Annotated in this window: 12 protein-coding genes; 4 read left to right on the top strand and 8 right to left on the bottom strand. The window is 72.7% G+C overall.

Annotated features, from left to right (window positions below):
- Positions 1-70 precede the first annotated feature (70 nt).
- The 3 genes from WME98_RS36160 to WME98_RS36150 all read right to left on the bottom strand — a co-directional run bounded on the left by WME98_RS36160 (position 71) and on the right by WME98_RS36150 (position 4,541).
- A complete protein-coding gene (locus WME98_RS36160; RefSeq protein WP_437946196.1) occupies positions 71-1,978 on the bottom strand; it encodes a GNAT family N-acetyltransferase in 1,908 nt (635 codons plus the stop codon).
- A 119-nt stretch (positions 1,979-2,097) separates the two neighbouring features.
- Positions 2,098-3,657, bottom strand: a complete 1,560-nt coding sequence (locus tag WME98_RS36155) for a DUF6798 domain-containing protein (RefSeq protein ID WP_437946194.1) — start codon at positions 3,655-3,657, stop codon at positions 2,098-2,100.
- A gap of 83 nt (positions 3,658-3,740) precedes the next feature.
- Complete coding sequence (locus WME98_RS36150) at positions 3,741-4,541, bottom strand: methyltransferase domain-containing protein (protein ID WP_437946193.1); 801 nt, start codon at positions 4,539-4,541, stop codon at positions 3,741-3,743.
- Positions 4,542-4,850: 309 nt separating this feature from the next.
- Here WME98_RS36150 and WME98_RS36145 point away from each other — a divergent pair, with 309 nt between their 5' ends.
- Positions 4,851-5,393, top strand: a complete 543-nt coding sequence (locus tag WME98_RS36145; protein WP_437946192.1) for a DinB family protein — start codon at positions 4,851-4,853, stop codon at positions 5,391-5,393.
- Positions 5,394-5,460: 67 nt separating this feature from the next.
- Here the strand turns inward: WME98_RS36145 and WME98_RS36140 are convergent, their stop codons facing one another.
- Both WME98_RS36140 and WME98_RS36135 read right to left on the bottom strand, forming a co-directional pair.
- Positions 5,461-6,900, bottom strand: coding sequence for a hypothetical protein (locus WME98_RS36140; RefSeq protein WP_437946191.1), 1,440 nt, complete (start codon positions 6,898-6,900; stop codon positions 5,461-5,463).
- A gap of 130 nt (positions 6,901-7,030) precedes the next feature.
- Positions 7,031-8,353 carry a hypothetical protein gene (locus WME98_RS36135; RefSeq protein ID WP_437946190.1) on the bottom strand — a complete coding sequence of 441 codons (1,323 nt, stop codon included), beginning with the start codon at positions 8,351-8,353 and terminating at the stop codon, positions 7,031-7,033.
- 446 nt (positions 8,354-8,799) lie between these two features.
- Here WME98_RS36135 and WME98_RS36130 point away from each other — a divergent pair, with 446 nt between their 5' ends.
- Complete coding sequence (locus WME98_RS36130) at positions 8,800-9,744, top strand: hypothetical protein (protein ID WP_437946189.1); 945 nt, start codon at positions 8,800-8,802, stop codon at positions 9,742-9,744.
- Positions 9,745-9,767: 23 nt separating this feature from the next.
- On the opposite strand, the gene WME98_RS36125 is transcribed toward WME98_RS36130, so the two are convergent.
- Entirely contained in the window at positions 9,768-10,706 is a 939-nt protein-coding gene (locus tag WME98_RS36125; protein WP_437946188.1) for a LysR family transcriptional regulator, read from the bottom strand.
- Positions 10,707-10,817: 111 nt separating this feature from the next.
- On the opposite strand from WME98_RS36125, the gene WME98_RS36120 reads away from it, so the two are divergent.
- Both WME98_RS36120 and WME98_RS36115 read left to right on the top strand, forming a co-directional pair.
- On the top strand, positions 10,818-11,423 hold the full coding sequence (locus WME98_RS36120; protein ID WP_437946187.1) for an RNA 2'-phosphotransferase: 606 nt from the start codon (positions 10,818-10,820) through the stop codon (positions 11,421-11,423).
- A 167-nt stretch (positions 11,424-11,590) separates the two neighbouring features.
- Positions 11,591-12,298, top strand: a complete 708-nt coding sequence (locus tag WME98_RS36115; protein ID WP_437946185.1) for a DUF4405 domain-containing protein — start codon at positions 11,591-11,593, stop codon at positions 12,296-12,298.
- Positions 12,299-12,529: 231 nt separating this feature from the next.
- Here WME98_RS36115 and WME98_RS36110 read toward each other — a convergent pair whose 3' ends face one another.
- Both WME98_RS36110 and WME98_RS36105 read right to left on the bottom strand, forming a co-directional pair.
- Complete coding sequence (locus tag WME98_RS36110) at positions 12,530-12,976, bottom strand: hypothetical protein (protein WP_437946184.1); 447 nt, start codon at positions 12,974-12,976, stop codon at positions 12,530-12,532.
- An 11-nt stretch (positions 12,977-12,987) separates the two neighbouring features.
- Entirely contained in the window at positions 12,988-17,223 is a 4,236-nt protein-coding gene (locus WME98_RS36105; RefSeq protein ID WP_437946183.1) for a PAAR-like domain-containing protein, read from the bottom strand.
- Positions 17,224-17,290: the final 67 nt, after the last annotated feature.

Genomic DNA, 17,290 nt, shown 5'->3' with positions numbered 1-17,290 from the left:
GACGCCGCCGGTCGGGCAGGGTTCCGACGCCGGTTCGCGGGCGGCGGGCTGCCTCTGGGAAGGCGGTGCCTCACCGGTCCTCGATCCTCCGCAGCCGGTACGCCCGCCCGTCCCACAGCGAGAACGCCCGCTCGCCGCTCACCAGGACGTCGAACCCGTGGCGGGCCGCGAGCCGCGCCACGTCGGCCGCATCGCGCGCGAGGTCGCCCCGGTACGAGTAGCTCAGGATCGCGAGCTCCCCGCCCGGCCGCAGCACCCGGCGCGCCTCCGCGACGTGCCGATCCACGACCGCCTCGCCCGCCGCCACGAGGTACGGGAACGAGTCGACCGCGTACACGAGATCGAAGCGGGAAGACGGCACGTCGCCGAGATCGACGCCCGACGAGACCGCGAGCGCGACGTTCGGCAGCCCCGCGCAGCGGCGGCGCGCGGCCTCGATCATCCGCGGCGCGACGTCGAGCCCCCACGCCTCGCGCACCCGCGGCGCGAGCGCCGCCTCGAAGCGGCCGATCCCGCAGCCGATCTGCAGGATCGCGCGGTCCTCCCCGATCGCGCCCCACCGCTCGAGGAGCTCGACCACCTCCCCCGTCGCCCGCTCGAGGAGCGCCGGATCGCCGAGCGAGTACGCCGCGACGCTCGCCTCCTCCGAGCGCGCGCAGAGCTCGTCGAACAGCCGCGCGGCGCGCGCCGGCGCGTCCGGCCCGGCGACGCCCGCGTCGCGGTGCGCGCCCAGCATCTCCGCCACCGTCGCGCACGCGGCGCGCCGCTCGTCCAGGCAGCGGCGCAGCGCCTCGAGCCGCGCGGCCGCCTCCCCTGCCGCGGGCCGCGCGGCCTCGATCGCGCGCGCGGCGTCCGCGAGGTCCCCGGCCGCGCCGAGCAGCCGCACCAGGCCGACCTCCGGCGACGCCTCGCCGGCCATCACGGCCGCCACCGCGCCCTCGAGCGCGCCCTGCCCGGCCTCCTGCCCGGCCTCGCGCGCGCGCCGGTGCCGCAGCCGCCGGCGGTACGTCCAGCGGTCGACGGCGCCCCACTCGTACTTGTACGGCTCGCGGCCGCGGAGGAAGTCCACGGTCCGCGCGCCCTCGGCCGCCGCGTGCTCGATCGCGCTGGCGAGCATCACGAGCCCAGGGCTGTACCACGCGAACTCCGGATCGAAGCCGGTGATGTACGACGCCATGCCGCCCCGCTCGGCCAGCCCGTAGAGCGACGCGATCACCCGCCCGTCGAGCCGCAGGCCGAACAGCCGCAGCGCGCCCCGCGCGCACAGCCCCCGCGCGACCGCGCGGTGGAACGGCCGGAGCGCCTCGTCCAGCACCCCGCCCTCCCCGCGCGAGACCCAGCGCGCCCGGTGGTTCGCGAACAGCGCGTCGAGCAGCTCGTCCACGCTCGACGCGTCGGCCACGTCGACGCGCAGCGCGCCGGCCTTCGCGAGCCGCTTCCGCGCGCGGCTGACGCGCGCGCGCATCCCCGGCGAGAACAGCTCGTCCGGCCCGGCGCCCTCCGGGATCGTCACCCTCGGACACGCCTCGTGCTTCTCGATCTCGTCCGACCAGCCAGCGGGCGCCTCGGCCGCGAACAGGGGCGACGACCCGCGCAGGTCGTGGAGATCCGCGACGTCCCAGGCGTCCGCGCGCTCGTCGAGGTACGCGAGCACCGCCTCCGCGACCGCGCGCTCGTACCCGGGCGCGGCCAGGACGTCGTTGTAGTCGGTGAGCCCGGCGCCGAGCAGCGCGACGAGGCGCTCGCCGCGGTAGTGGTGGATCGCGAGGGGCGCGAGGCCGACCAGCCCCTGCTCCGACCGGAACGCCAGGGCCAGCACCTCCTCGGGCCCGAGCTCGCGGCACCACGGGATCAGCCACTCCGGCCGCTGGAACACCGTCGCCGCCGGGCATCGTTCCCACAGCGCGCTCCACGGCTCCCGCAGCGCCTCGAGCGCCTCGCGGCGGTTCAGCACCTCAACGTCGAGTCGTTCGCTCACCTGGCCTCCGGGAGGCGGGCTCTCCTCGGAGAGCGCCGCCCGAAGGCGCTCCGCCGGGCTCCCGGCCCCTCTCGGCGCCGTATCCTCGCAGAGGCGAGCGGCCGCGCAACCGCCGCGCGCTAGCCCGGAGGCGGCGCGGCGAGCACGCGATAGAGGCTGCCGTCCGCGGCCTCGACGGCGAGCTCGACGCCCGGGCACGGGAGCGAGGCGCCCCGCGGCACGATCACCCAGCGCGCCGCGGGCGCGCTCGCGAGGATCGGCGCGAGCGCGCCGCACGAGAGGGCGCCCGCCCCCGCGTAGAGCTCGGAGAGGAGCCGGAGGCGGCGGTCCCACTCGAGCACCTCGCGGTCCGCGTACGGGTGCGACTTCCAGTCCGCGAAGATCGCCGCGGGCGCGTTGAGGCGCAGGTGCTCCCAGGACGGGGGGCTGACGATCACGTCCGTCGCCGCCCCCCGGCGCCGCGCTTCGCGGGCGAGCGCGACGCCCGGCTCCTCGCGGGGCCGCAGGCGGTGCAGCCCCTGGCGCACGGCGACGGCCGTCGCGATCACCCACACGCCCGCGGCGATGCCCGGCAGGACGCGCCGCGCTGGGCGGCGCATCAGGCGGCCGAGGAGCGCCGTGAACAGCACGGCGGTGGAGAGCGGCACGAGCCAGGTGGAGATCCGCCACGGGAAGGCGAGCCGCAGCGTGTACAGCTGCGGAAAGGCGGCGGCCGCGAGCGTGCCGAGCACGCAGACGCCCGCGTACGCGCCGAGCAGCGCCTTGCCGGACCGCCGCGCGATCAGGAGGGCCGCCGCGACGATCAGCGCGCACAGGACGGCCCCGAGATCGAACCAGAGCTGCGGGCTCGTGTGGTGCGGGATGCGCTCGTCGGCGAGGATCCTCTGCGCGGCGCGGAACGTCGCGGGGTCGGAGGGGGCGAAGCGCGTCGCCGTCCAGAGGAGCGGGGGCGCGAGCACGGCCCCGGCGAGCGCGGCCGCGACCGCCTTGCGCCGCCACGGGGCGCCGCGGTCGAGCGCGAGCGCCGCGCCGACGAGGAGCAGCACGGAAGGGATGTACGTGGGGTGCATGACCGCCGCCAGCGCGGCGATCGCCGCGCCGGCGCGCGGGCGCCCGCGGAGCAGCAGGGCGAGGCCGACGAGGAGCAGCGCGCCGAAATTCGCCGGCTGGAGGAAGTTGCGGAGCACCTGCTGGTCGGCGACCCCCGCGAAGCCGTATTGAGCGCGAGGGCTGGCGAGCCACGCGACCGCGAGCGCGCAGGCGACGACCCACCGCGGGGCGCGCGGCGCGCCGTCGGGCACGAGCGCCTCGGCCGCGAGGACGATCGCCGCGAGGCACGCGGCGGTGAGGATCGCGTTCAGCGCCGGCAGGACGCCGGGGCCGGCGAGCGCGAGCAGCGGGGCCACGAGCCCCGTGAAGAACGGCGTGGGATCCGCCGTGTGCGCGAACCAGTCGGCCGCGAGCTCCGGGTAGGCGCCGGAGCTCCGCGCCGCGTGCACGAGGTACGTGTTCTGGTTGGACACGAACGAGCGCGACATCGACGCGACCGCCCCGAAGACGGCGCACGGCGCGAGCCACGACCACGCGCGCCCCGCGGCGTCGTGGTCCGCGCGGGGCGCGTCCTCCGGATCGGGCGCTGGTTCGGCCGCGGGTCGCTTTACCTTGGTGGCCGGCAGCACGGAGGCCGCGAACCTACCACGGCCGCGCGCTCAGGTGTGCCCGAGCACGGGCGCGGCGACGTGCGGAGATCGTCGGCTGCCGCTCAGCCGCCCGCGCGCGCGACGGCGAAGATCAGGTGACGTCGCAGCCGGATCCCCTCCGGCGCGCGGCGGCGCTCGAGCTCGGCCTCGAGCGCCGCCTTGACCCGCGCGGCGTCCGCCGAAGGGAGGCTGGACAGGAGATTGCCGAACGAGCTGGCCAGGTAGAACTCGATCACATCGTCCGTGGCCGCGAAGTGATCCGTGAAGGTGCGGATCTGGAGCTTCGGATCCTCGAAGCCGGCGCGCAGGAGGGTGTCCCTCAGGTCGTCGGAGGTCACCTTGTAGGTGGTATTGCCGAGCGTCTCCGCGGTGCCGGCCAGGCCGAGCGACGACAGCGCGCTCTCGAGCGCCACTTCGACCTCGTGCGGGCGCTCCTTGGCCGCAGAGCTGATGCCGATGCGCCCTCCCCGCTTGAGCACGCGGCGCGCCTCGCGCAGCGGGCCGAGCTTCTCGGGCAGCCAGTGGAGCACGCTGTTCAGGAACACGACATCGAAGCTCCCGGCGGCGAACTGCGAGAGATCCTCGGCCTGACCGACGCTGGCGCGGAAGTTCGGCCGGCGCTTCTTGTTCGCCAGCTCGACGCGGAGCGGCAGCGGATCGACGCCGGCCACCTCGCCGGACGGGCCGACCAGCTCGGCGACATGCGCCCCGAGCCGACCGGTCCCGCACCCGACGTCGAGGACGCGCTCGCCCGGGGAAATCTGGAGATCTTCGATGAGCAGCTTTCCGTGGTTGAACTGCCGATCGCTGACGCGATCGTACGTCTCGGCCAGGACAGCTGAATCGAGCGCAAGGCTGACCATCGTGGCTCCTTGGGAGAGGAGGTGAAAATGGGCGAAAGGCGGCTCCGAACCGGGAGATCTCGCCGATCACCACGTGTCTGTTATCGAGGACAATAGTCCGCGATAGCGGACCGAGCAAGCGCGATCTCGGTCGCAGCGCGCGACGGCGGTGATGCGTCCGAGGCGCGCCGCCCGCGAGGGTGGCGCGGGCCGGCCGGTCGACGCCGCGCGCGGCGACGCCAATGTCCGCGGCGGCGCTGGCCGGGGTTCGCGGTCGCGGCGGGGCGTGATAGGGTGCGTGCCTGCACCTGGACGGACGAGGGTTGACTCATGAGCTGGGTAGATCAGTATCGCGCATTGGCTCGCTACAACCTGTGGATGAACGACAAGCTCTATGCGCTTGTCGGCAAGCTCGACGACGCGGAGCGCAAGCGCGATCGCGGCGCCTTCTTCAGGTCGATCCACGGCACGTTGAACCACATCCTGCTCGCCGATCGCAGGTGGATGGTGCGCTTCACCCGCGACGAGGAGCGGTTCGCCGTGCGCGACGCGAGCGGCAAGGCCATCGAGATCACCTCGCTGTCGCAGGAGCTCTACGCGGACTTCGACGATCTCTCCCGCGAGCGCGCCAGGACGGACGCGGACATCCTCGCCTGGGTGCACGCCATCGATGAGCAGGCGCTCTCGGGCGACCTGACGTTCACGCGGGGCGGCACGGTGTTGACCCAGCCGCTCTGGTGGACCGTGGGCCATTTCTTCAATCATCAGACCCATCACCGCGGCCAGGTGACCACCCTGCTCACGCAGATGGGAATCGACCCCGGCGTGACGGATCTCTTCGCGATGCAGGTGGAGGAGAAGTCCGCGCCCTGACGCGCGCGGCGCCTCGCGCCGAGCGCCGTGGCGGAGCCCTGGGGAGGCCGGCGAGGCCGCCGCCGGGTCACCGGGCGGCGCGCCGCCTCGTGTCCTGTCGCGCCTGGCTCGCCGCCTTGGCCTCGGCGAGCGGGTTGCGCGCCTCGGCGGCGCGCAGCCGCTCGAAGCGCTCGATCAGGGCGCGATCGCCGCTCTGCCGCAGCGCCCTCGCCAGCACCACGCTCTTGGCGAGCCGGATGAACCGCAGCCGGTGCGCCGACGTCACGTCCTCCACGTCGCTCCGGCCCGCGCCCGGCCCGAACTCGCGATCGTACGCCGCCCGCAGCCGGTGCTCGCCGCGGAGGCCGAGCGCGTCCGACAGGCCCTCGAGGGCGGCCCGCTCGGCCGGGCTCGACCACGAGAGGACCCTGGCATAGGGCGTCGCCATGGTCTCGTGATCGGGCTTGTTCACGAAGCGGCGGAGGAACACATCGGACGTCGCGACCGGCACGTCGCCGGTCGCCTGGTGGAGGAGGGCGTACGCGAACGCCTCGTTCATCCCCACGAACCGGTTCTGGTCGAAATCGGCGCCGACGACGCGGTTGCCGAGGCGATCGACGCCCGAGAGGGCGGCGAAGAAGTAGCTGCTGAAGTCGGTGTAATCCGCCTCGTTGATCTCGGGCGTGCAGCCCGACGCGGGGCGGTCCCGGGTCGCCGCGAAGAACCCCACGACGTCGCGCTCGACGAGCTCGCCGTCGGGCCGGCCGCCCTCGAAGAGGAGGTTCGCGAAGGCGCCGGAGAAGCACTGGGCCATGACGAGGACGACGGGCGTGTCGTCGGGCAGCTCCTCCATGCGGGCGGCGAGGTCGCGCACGGACAGCCCCCCGCCGCCCCAGAGGTCGAACACGTTGTTGTCGAGATCGCGCCGCGGATCCGGGCTCCCGTGGCCGGCGAAGTACAGGAGCAGCGGGTCGGCCGGGCGCGCGCGGACGAACTTGCGCCAGATCGCGTCGAACCCGCGGCGGGTCGTCGCGCCGTCGATGCGCGGCAGCCTGGGCGCGCGGTAGCGCATGCGGAGGCCGTCGAGGAACTGCACGCTCCGCGTGCCCCGGCTCCCGTCGGCGAAGAGGACGCGGCGCTCCACCGTGGCCGGGAGCAGCGACTGGAAGTACCGGACGTGGCCTTCGATGGCCACCTGGTTCATGGGCGGCCGCGGGCCGCCGCCGACCACGAGGGCGCGCCAGGCCGCGGGCTCGGGCTCGGGCGCGACCGGGGGAGCCTCCGGCGCCTCCGGCGCGGCCGGCGGGGCATGCGCGCGCTGCGGGGCGCGCGCGGGCTGCGGGGCGCGCGCGGCAGGCCGGGCCGGCGCGGGCCGACGCGAGCGCGCCGACGGCGGCGCGGACCGCGGCGCGCCCGTGGCGGAAGCAGCCGCAGGAGGTCGAGGCTCGCGCGCGGCCGCCGGCGTCGTGGTCGCCGTGGTCACGGCGAGCACAGCGGCTCGGAGGAGCAGATGGTACGCGGCGGTCACGTGCTCGGCCTCGGCAGCGCGGCCTGCGCCGCTCGATGCTAGGTAGCACCCGCCCGGCGCTCGCGCAGCGGGTAGACGCGCTGGCGCGCTGCGGCGTGGGCCTCCCTCGTCCCTTCGGCGCGCCGGACGCCTACTTGGCCAGCTTCATCACGAAGCCGCTCTCATCGGTCCAGTAGATGCTGGTGCCGTCGACCGCCAGGTCGTTCGGCGATACGCCGGAGATCACCACGACCGCCTCGCCGCCGTCGACAGGCACCCTCTTGATCTCGCCGTCGGCCACGTTGACCCAGTACACGTGGGTCCCGTCCACCGCGATGAAGAACGGGGACGCCTGGCCCTTGGCGAGCGCCACCGGCGCGCCCCCCGCCTTGGGCACCTTGTTCACCGAGCCCACGCTCGGCCCCTCGCCCGGGGTCGTCCAGTACACGGTGGTCGCGTCGAGCGCGACCTCGTGCGACTCGAAGTATCCGGTCGCGAGGATCACGTCCTCGCCCCCCCCGATCGGCACCTTCCGGATGGTGCTCGCGTCCGCGTTGGTCCAGTAGACGTGGGTGTCGTCGATCTCGAGGCGGCGGGAGCCGCTGCCCACGGCGAGCTGCACCGCCTCCCCTCCCCCGATCGGGATCCGCTTCACCGCGCTGTCGTCGCCCACATAGATGCTCGTCGAGTCCAGCGCGAGGCCCATCGGGAAGTTCAGCCCGGTCGCGAGCGGCACGGGCTCGCCGCCTTCGAGCGGCGCCCTGTAGACGGTGCCGAGCTCGGCGCAGGTCCAGGTCGCGTCCGTCGCGCTCACCTCGATCCCGAACGACGGGCAGCTCTCTGCGATCGTGACCGCCTCGCCGCCGTCGATGGGCGCGCTCATGATCTCGTCCGTATCCCGGTGCGTCCAGTAGACGTGGGTCGCGTCCACCGCGACGGCGAGGGGAGCGCCGGCCGCCGCCGCGAGCACGACCGGCTGGCACGCGGCGTCGCTGCACAGCCCACCCTGACAGCCATGGCCGCAAGCGCCGCAGTGCAGCCCATCGCTGCTCAGATCGGCGCACGCGCCCTCGCAGCACGACTCCCCTGCTGCGCAGGCGTCGCCGCACGCGCCGCAATTCGCCGGGTCGGAGCCCGTGTCGACGCATACGCCGGAGCAGTCTGTCTCTCCCGGGCAGCTGCCGCCGGACGCCGAGGCGCTCGCCGCGCCGCCCTCGCCGCCGGCCCCGCCGCTCGCCGTTCCGCCGCCCTCGCCGCCGGCCCCGACGCTCGCCGTTCCGCTGCCGCCGGCGCCGCCGCTGCCCGTCGCGCCGGGGGCGTCGATCTCCAGCACGCACCCGAGCGCGAGCACCGCGGCGCTCGACGCGAGCGCGGCGCGCGCGGCCCCCGCAGCCCATCCCCGGCGCCCGCGGCGCAGCGGGCGCGCGACCCTCGCTGAGGGCGTCTCCTGTCGTTCGCCTGAGTGCATTTTCATAGAACTCCGCGCATCGCGCAGCCTCCCACCGAGCAGCTAAAACCTTGCCGGCGAGCTGGTCAAGCGCCGCACCCGCGTACACTCGACATCTGCGCCCGACCCCACATAGCGGACGGAACCACCCTTCTTTTCATGATCATCCCATCGGATCGGCAGCATTTCGCCGCAGTCGAGGCAGATTGCCTCGTCGCGCCCGCGCTCGGCCACGGCAGAGCTCCCTTCCTTTTCGGCTCGGTCTCGTCACGATAACGCCGGGCTCGCACGCGCGACACGGGCGACGGCGGCGCGCGACGGCGTGACGGGCTCGTACCGCGCCGCGCGTACGCGCCGCTCCAGGCCGCCCACGGCTGAGCCCGTCCATCACCCGCGCGGATCTTCTCATGGTCCTCTGGCACGCAGGTTGCCGTTCTCGAGCCAAATCGACGTACGAGCACAGGAGAGAGACCATGTCGGCCAATTCATCGAAGATGACCATCGATCACGACGAGATCCGCCAGTGGGCCGAATCGCGCGGAGGCCGCCCGGCGACGGTGAAGAGCACCGAGAAGAAGGGTGAGCCCGGCATCCTCCGCATCGATTTCCCCGGCTACAGCGGGGAGGGCTCGCTCGAGGAGATCTCGTGGGACGACTTCTTCGCCAAGTTCGAGGAGTCGAACCTCGCCTTCGTGTACCAGGAGAAGACGGCGGACGGGCAGACGAGCAACTTCTCCAAGCTGGTGAGCCGTCCGGAGGACATGGTCCAGAAGGGCAAATCCACGTCCGGCGCCGCGAAGGGCGGCAGCAAGGCGAAGTCGAGCGGCGCGAAGGGCGGGAGCGGCGGCGGCGAGCTGGACGTCGAGATCGAGGTCCAGATGGATCTCGACAAGGAGCCCGGCGGCGCCGAGCAGCGGTCGCACGCCAAGCAGGCGCGCGGAAAGGGCGGCGGGCAGGCGGGCGAGGGCGCGCAGGAGATCGAGGTGGAGGCCCAGATCGACCTCGACGAGGGCGAGGGCGAGCGCGGCGGCGCCGAGCAGCGGCCTCGCGGAAAGCAGCCCCGCGGAAAGGGCGCCGAGGACGACCACTCGTCCCACATGACGGTCGACCACGACGAGATCCGCGCGTGGGTCGAGGCGCGCGGCGGCCGCCCGGCGACGGTCACGCGGACCGAGAAGAACGGGGAGCCCGGCGTCCTCCGGATCGATTTCCCGGGGTTCAGCGGGGAGGACACGCTGGAGGAGATCTCGTGGGACGACTTCTTCGCCAAGTTCGAGGAGTCGAACCTCGCCTTCGTGTACCAGGAGGCCAAGGCGAACGGCGAGCCGAGCTACTTCTCGAAGCTGGTGAGCCGCCCGGACGACATGGGCGGCAAGCAGGCGAAGCAGGGCAAGTCGAAGTCCAAGAAGGCGGCCTGAGCCCGGAGATCGGGTGAGGGAGCTCAGCGCCGGCGTGCCGGCGCGCTCGGCGTGACGTCGGGCGCGGCCGGCGCGCCGCGCGCGTGCTTGCGCTGCCACGCGGCGCCGTGCGCGAGCAGCGCGTCCCGGAGCGCCGCGGGCCCGCCCTGGAGATCGACGCCGCGCCGGTAGACGACGTAGAAGACCTTGCGCGGCAGCTCGGGCAGCGGGCGCGCCACGAGGCCGCGCGGCAGGCGGCAGCAGGCGTTGACCACGGCGATGCCGACGCCGAGCCGGACGAAGTGGAGCATCAGCTCCCAGCCGTTCGCCTCGACCGCCGGCTCCCAGCGGACGCCGGCCGAGAGCAGCGCCTGCGCCAGGGCGGCCCGGTGCGGCCGCCCTGGGGCGGGGACCACGAGCCGCGCCCCCTCGAGATCGCGCAGGTGGACGCGGCGCTTCCGGGCGAGCGGGTGCGCCTCGGGGACGACGAGCACCTGCTCGACCTCGGTGAAGCGGTCGGCGGCGAGCCCGTCCGGCGCGCCCTCGAGCGGCGCGACGCCGAGGTGCGCCTCGCCCGCCACGACGGCGTCGAGCGTGGCCTCGCGGTCGCGCGTGAGCAGGCGGAGCGGGGCGACGGCGCGCGCGGTGAAGGCGCGGATCCCCTCGCCGAGCAGGTACAGGTACGAGCCCTCGCCGGCGCAGAGCACGACCGGCTCCCGGCTCTCGCCGTGGCGAAGGACGTCGAGGAACGAGCGCGTCCGCTCGCCCACCTCGCGCCCGAAGGCGGCGACGCGCTTGCCGTCGGCCGTGAGCTCCAGCCGCTGCCCGCGCCGCTGGTAGAGCGTGACGCCGAGCGCCTCGCCGAGCTTGCCGATCTGGGCGTGGAGCGCCGGCTGCGAGACGTGCAGCGCCCGCGCCGCGCGGGTGAAGTTGAGGTGCTCGGAGAAGACCACGAAGGCGCCGAGCCAGTCGAGGTTGAGCATGCCGGGACGCTATCGCGAAACGCGATAGCGTATCCAGAAATACTTCTTCCGCGCGATAGCGGGGTGTTTATGCTTCTCCTCGTCCGACGTTCGAAAGGATGGAGCTTGACGATGGGCCGCGATCGCTTGACCGACATGAGCAAGAAGCTCTCCTGGCTGCTCCGCCACGGGGCGCCCTCGATGGGCGTCGCCATGGACGAGGCAGGCTGGGTGGCCGTGGACGACGTGCTGCGGGCGCTGGGGATACCGCGCTCGCTGCTCGACGCCGTTGTGGAGACCAACACGAAGAACCGCCTCGAGATCCGGGGCGACCGGGTGCGCGCCTCGCAGGGGCACTCGCGCGAGGGGATGCCGGTGACGCTCGCCGGCCTGGAGGCGTCCTGGGAGGAGGTGCACGGCGACGCGTCGATCTGGCACGGCACCAGCGTGGGCGCGGTCCGGAGCATCGCCCGCGAGGGGATCCGGCCGGCGGCGCGCACGCACGTGCACTGCACCGACGCGCCGGGCAGCGCGGTGGGCAAGCGCGCGAACGTCGACGTGATGCTCGAGATCAGCCCAGCGCGGCTCCGGGCGCGCGGCGTGCGCGTGTTCCGGAGCCAGAACGGCGTGATCCTCGCGCGGGAGGTGCCGGCGCCGTGCCTCGTAGGGCTCGTGCCGATCGCGGCGCGGGCGAAGCGGGAAGCGGACGCGCTGCGGGCGCTGATCGGCGGGGGGTGAGGGCCGAGCTGGCGGGAGAGAGCGGAGGTCGACCCCGGCGAGCACCGCGACTGGCCACGGCCACGGCGATGGGTGGGCGGTCACCAGGCAGAAGCGTGCATCATGCACATTTTTCTTGACGCGCGCCCCCTTCGGAATTACGTGTATAAAGCACTCAATAATCGTCTGTGGGCGAGCAGCGTCCAGCGGCCGCACACCATCTGCGGAGGATCTCCGTAAATGGCGCTGCTGGTACCAAACCGGCCGCGATGATCGCGGCCGCCATCTCGGTTCTCGCGTTCGCCGGCTGCGATGACGCGGAGTCGGGGCCGCCGCCCACCTCGCCCAGCGCCCTCGAGGGAGCTCCGGCGATCGTCAGCGCGTCCGAGGACCTCAACACAGGATTGAGCATGAAGCTGAACAGGACTTTTGTAACCCCTTTTCTTGCATTCATCTTTATCTCTGTCGGATTTTCCGGCGTGTTGATGTTCTTCCACTTAGCCGACGGCTTCACAGAGGTGTTGCACGAGGTGATGGGGCTAACGTTTGTGCTCTTTGCTTTTTCCCATGTGGCCATCAACTGGAAGAGCATGAAGAGCCACTTCGGAAAGCGGAATTTCTTCATTGCAGCCGCCGCTGCGGCCGTATTGTCCGTTGGGCTCATCGCCCTTGAACGAGCTCAGATTCCGGCAGATTTGATCATCATGGAGAGAGTGGCGAGAGCCCCGATCTCCGACTCATTCAGGGTCCTTCAGATTGATCACATCAAAGCGGCCACGGCATTGGACAAGAAGGGAATCGGGCTCGAGGGCGCCGACACGATCGAAGACATCTGGTTGAACAACGATTCTTCTCCCGAAGAAATCGTAGAAACACTTCTTTACGAAGCCAGATGAAGAGGTGGACCAGAGATCGACGCTTACGAATACTGAGGACGAGGAGCCGCTCAGCAGGGAGTCGTGGTCAAATTTGAACATGAAGGCGGGAAGGCGGGAAGAAACCTTGATGATCTTCCCGCCTCCCCGCCTTCATGTGGGCTCTCTCTGGGCAAAATCGACAACTACCCAGCAGGGCGGCCCGCCAGCTGAGCTCGGGAGGCGTTCAGCCTTACGCCGTTGCCCCGAGCGCTAGCGCGCCCCCTGCTGGCGCGCTTCCGCGAGAGAAGGCCCGCCCTTTTCCGCGATCCACGCGAAGACCGCCGCCGGTTCGCGCAGCGTGACGTCCGAGCCCCAGCCGAGGACGCGGAGCGCCCCTTCCGCGTCGAGCCCGAGCAGACCGACGCGGAACAGGCGGCCCCGGAGCTCGAGCGCGCACTGCCCGAGGCTCGGCACCCGGAAGCGCTCCGGCGGCGCCTCGAACGCGAGCAGACGCGCGAGCTCGGCGATGTCGGGGCCGCGGAGCTCCACGGCGGGCGCTCGGGCGAGCGGCCCGTGCTCACCGAGCTCGCCGGGGTAAACGCGCACCGCGCGCGTCTTCGACCACAGCGCGTCGAGCGCCGCCTGGGAAGGGTCAGGCCCGGTCGTGTCGGGCCAGGGCAGACGCGCGGGGACGTGAGGGAGACGGGGCGCCGGCATGGCTCAGCTCCTCACCGGGTCTCGACGTAGGCGCCCTTCCGGACGTACACATCTCGCCTCGGGTTCATCGCCCCGTTCACCGGGTTCTGTCCGACGGGCGCCATCATCCCAGGCCCCCAGTTGTTCGGCTTCTTCCAGAACTGATACCATTTCTTGCCCGAGATATCCTCGACATCGCCGCGGTACGTGGCGGCGGGGTCGTTCGACTTGGCGCCCCAGACGCTCGATTTCGTGACGTTCGCGACGCCCTGCGCCGTGCTGTCGTTGCCGATACCCCACTTCGGATCCGGCGGCGTCGCGCCGTTGCACGTCGACAGATCGACGCGCGAGCCCGGCCCCCCCTTGAAGCCCGCGCCCTTCAGCGCGTCCCCGAGCTGCTGCCCGTTGATCGTGGGCCGGTTGCCGTAAGGGATGAGCCCCAGGAATTTTTTCTTCTCTCCCCACTCGACCCCGCCCGGGTACCCGTGCGTCGACACGATCACGTGGTTCTCGTTCGCCAGCGGGGCGTTCTTCAGCTCGTCGTGGTAAAGCACCGTGGCCCCCGGATACATCTTCTGCAGATTGGCCTTGTGGCTCTCGATCGCCTTGTCGCCGCGCTGGCCGACGATGATCGTCGTGAGCCCCGAAGGGTCGATGTACAGCGTGACGTTCGGAACGAACCCGAGCTCGTGGAACGCCCCGGCGAGCCCCGCGGGATCGGGCGTGATGTACAGGCCGAGCGCTGGATCGTAGTAGCGGTGGCGGTTGTAGAAGAGGCCTGTCGGGGCGTCCCAGCGCTGCCCGGCGAAGCGCAGCGTCCCTGGATCGCCGGAGCGGCGGGTCACATCGCCCAGCGCGCCGAAGTCCACCTCGTCGAAGGCGCCGGCCGCGGACAGGAAGAGCCACGGCGTGCCGGCGGCGTCGGTCACGACCGCGCGGAAGTCGCCCCCTTGCCGCGCCTCGAGGAGCGGCGTGCAGCCGTCGTCGGCGAAGACGCGCCGCACGCGCCCTCCCCCGCTCGCCACCTCCTCGACCGCGGAGTCGCCGTCCCACCCGAACCAGACGCTCTCGCCGCCCATCGTCATCGCGACGCGGCGGCCGAGCGCGTCGTAGAGGAACTGGATCACGAGGCCGTCGTCGCGCACCGCGGCCGCGAGGCGGTTCAGCGCGTCGTAGCGGTACTCGAAGCTCTTTCCGCGCTCCGCCGAGGTGCGGCGCGCCAGCCGGCCGAGGGCGTCCCAGGCGAGGTGCTCGCCGGCCGTGCGCACGGGGCGCCCCCCGGGGCCGAGCGACCACGCCTCGCCCCGGGGCACCGGGGTGCCCTGCGGGGAATACGAGAGCTGCTCGTTCGCGCCGAGCCCCTGCACCGACAGCGGGCGGCCCATCTCGTCGAGCACGTAGCGCCGCTGCCCCGCGCGGCTGTCGTCCACCACCTCGATCGGCCCCGCCTTGGACCACGCATACGAGCGCGCCGCGATCTCGCCGCCGGTCGACGACACCACGGCCCGATGGATGGGCAGACCGTACAGGTCGCTCCGCGTGATCACGCGCGGCCCGTCCTCTCCGAACGCGCGCTCCGACTCGACCCCGCGCTCATCGTAGGCGAGCGTCAGCCGGGCGGCGCGCGCCTCGTCCACGGCGACCTCCCATGCCGTGGGCGCGCCGTCGCCCGGGCGGCGCTCGGTCGTCACGCGCCAGCCCGAGGAGTAGCTCCGCTCCACGACGCGGCCGGCGTCGTCGTAGCGGTAGGACACCGCGAACTGGAAGCCGCCGAGGCGCTGCTCCTCGCGCAGGACCCGGCCCGCGGCATCGCGCACGAAGACGACCTCCGACGCGGCGCTCCTCGCGCAGAGCAGCCCGCCGCGCTCGTCGTAGCCGTACTCCTCGCGCTCGCCCGTCGAGTGCTCGCGCACGCGCAGCCGGCCCATCGCGTCGCTCGACAGCCGCACCCAGGAGCCGTCCGCCTTCATCACCGAGGCGATCTCGGCGACCCCGCTGTGCTCGTACTCCGTGCGGACGCCCGAGAACGACGTCTCCGCGCGGATGTTGCCGGACGGGTCGTACTCGAAGAGGTGCCGCTCGCCCGCCGGGTTCTCGATCCAGGCGAGGCGCAGCAGCGCGTCGTAGCCGGCGCGGTAGCGGCGCCCGTCGCTGTGCACCGACTCCACCGTGACGTCGCCGACCATGCGGTACCGGATCTCATGCCCGTTCGGCGCCCGCTCGGCGATGAGGTGCCCCGTGGGGCCGTAGTCGAAGTACGTGACCTTGCCCCCGGGCTCCCGGATGGCGATCACGTAATCGCGAGAGTCGTAATCGAGCTCGAGCGGGATGCCCTTCGGGGTCTCCGCGCGGACGGGCCGGCCGAGCAGGTCGAACTCGTACCGGAAGCGCGCCACCCCGCCGCCGGCGCTCACCTCGCGGACGTTGCCGTGCGCGTCATACGCGTAAGCGTCCTCCGTGCCGTCGGCGTGGATCACCTGCGCGAGCAGGCCCCGCGGGTCGTAGCCGTAGACGGTGGAGCGGCCGAGCTCGTCGACCTCCTCGGTCACCCTCGATCCCTGGTAGCGCACCTGCCGCGTCGCGCCTCCGGGCTCGGTCAGGGTCACCGCCCCCGCGCCGTCGTCGAAGCGCACGGCGCGCAGGAGATCGCCGCCCACCGAGACCTCGGTGTGCCTGCCCGACATGTCGACGCGCCGGCGTGCGACGCGCCCCTCGGCGTCCCGGATCGCGAGGAGCCGGCCGGAGCCGTCGTAGCTGTAGTGGGTGACGTACCCCCGCGGATCCTGGTAGGCCGTGACGAGCCCGAAGGCGTTGCCCACGTAGAGGTGCCGTTGACCCAGGCCGTCGATCACGTGCGTCTGAAACGGCTCGGGGCCCCACGACAGGCGCGTATGGAAGATGCCTTTGGGCCTGGGCGCTCCGGCGGGCGGCGAGCACCCGATCTCGCGCAGCACGTCGCCGCCCCGGAGCTCGCCCCAGCTCTCGACACAGCGGCGCTCGCCGGAGACGTCCGCGTAGACGAAGTGGTAATCGATGCCGTCCGGCGACGACTCCCGGACGAGGTAGTGATCCTCGTCGTACGCGAAGAGCGTCTCGACGCCGCCCACGTCGACGGCGCGCACGAGATCGCCGCGGGCGTCGAGCTCGAGGACCACGAGCGTCCTCTGGTGGACCTTCCCCTCGTCGTCCGTCACCGAGAGCCGATGTACGACGAGGTTCCCGTCCCGCTCGACCGTGAGGACGCGGCCGGCGCAGTCGACGAGGCGCACGAGCGTGCCCTCGCGCCACTCGAGCTCGACCACGTTGCCCGCGTCGTCGCGCAGCTCCGCGAGGCAATAGCGCAGCTCCGCCGGATCGTAGCGGAGCACGCGCACGGCGCCGTCGTCGAGGTCCACCACGAGGTCGCCGCCGACGCGGCCCACCTTGACGCCGTAAGGCAGCACGAGCACCTGATCGCTGTCGGGCTCGGGGATGTGCACCTCGCGGAAATCGGGGTCCACGAGCACGAGCCCGTCGCCTTGCCTGCGCGCGTACCAGTGCAGGTTGTGCGACCAGCCCCAGCCCATCCCGCAGCGGGAGCGCACCGCCGAGGTCGCGTACCGGCGCACGAGGCCGACGGAGAACGGGCCCGGGAGCAGGACATCGAGCTTGGGGTTCGTGTACATGGTCCCGGTGACCACGTCGATCGGGTGCGCTGCGGCGGCCTGCCCCTCGGCCTGAGGCGGCGCGGGCGGCTTCGGCGGCGAGGCGCCGCTGCTCGATCCGCCGCCGCCCCCGCCGCCGTTGCCCCCGCCCTGCGGGCCGCCGCCGCCCGGGCCGCCGGCGCCGCCGCTGCCGCCGCCGCCGCCTCCGCCGCCCCCGCCCGCGCCGCTCGCGCTGGCGCCCGCGCCGACGGTGATGCTCTTGTTCATCTGCCCCATGCTGCCGGTGATGCCGGCCATGCCGAGCTCGATGAAGACGTTGGGCGCCCCGAGCCAGGGGAAGCACGGCCCGCTCGTGTTGAGGCTGACGACCTCTTTCAGCGTGCCCGGCTCGTTCCCGTGACAGGCCTTCATGCAGCCGCCCACCGTGAGGATCTTCGCCCCCTCGATCTTCGTGCGCATGCAGGGATCGATGATCCCCTCGGCGACCGTGCCCATCGTGGGATAGGGGATCGGCAAGGGGCTCGGCGCTGCCGGCGTCAGGCACACGCTGACGGCCATGCCGGTCATCTGGTGGCCGGACTTCTCGGTGATCGTGTCCATGCCCAGCGCGGTCACCTTGGCCATGAGCGAGCCTCCTGCGGCAGGCTACAGCGCTGCTCCGGGGGCGCCAACCCGGAACGTGCGCGGCTTC

The sequence above is a fragment of the Sorangium sp. So ce296 genome, from assembly GCF_051529605.1.
GTDB lineage: Bacteria > Myxococcota_A > Polyangia > Polyangiales > Polyangiaceae > Sorangium > Sorangium cellulosum_D.
This window is presented reverse-complemented; position numbering and strand designations above follow the sequence as displayed.

Excerpts from the sequence above, each read along its gene's own strand:
- WME98_RS36110 (WP_437946184.1), bottom strand. The coding sequence starts at position 12,976 with ATGCCGGCGCCCCGTCTCCCTCACGTCCCCGCGCGTCTGCCCTGGCCC.
- WME98_RS36125 (WP_437946188.1), bottom strand. The coding sequence starts at position 10,706 with ATGCTCAACCTCGACTGGCTCGGCGCCTTCGTGGTCTTCTCCGAGCAC.
- WME98_RS36145 (WP_437946192.1), top strand. The coding sequence starts at position 4,851 with ATGAGCTGGGTAGATCAGTATCGCGCATTGGCTCGCTACAACCTGTGG.
- WME98_RS36135 (WP_437946190.1), bottom strand. The coding sequence starts at position 8,353 with ATGAAAATGCACTCAGGCGAACGACAGGAGACGCCCTCAGCGAGGGTC.
- WME98_RS36130 (WP_437946189.1), top strand. The coding sequence starts at position 8,800 with ATGTCGGCCAATTCATCGAAGATGACCATCGATCACGACGAGATCCGC.
- WME98_RS36150 (WP_437946193.1), bottom strand. The coding sequence starts at position 4,541 with ATGGTCAGCCTTGCGCTCGATTCAGCTGTCCTGGCCGAGACGTACGAT.
- WME98_RS36105 (WP_437946183.1), bottom strand. The coding sequence starts at position 17,223 with ATGGCCAAGGTGACCGCGCTGGGCATGGACACGATCACCGAGAAGTCC.
- WME98_RS36120 (WP_437946187.1), top strand. The coding sequence starts at position 10,818 with ATGGGCCGCGATCGCTTGACCGACATGAGCAAGAAGCTCTCCTGGCTG.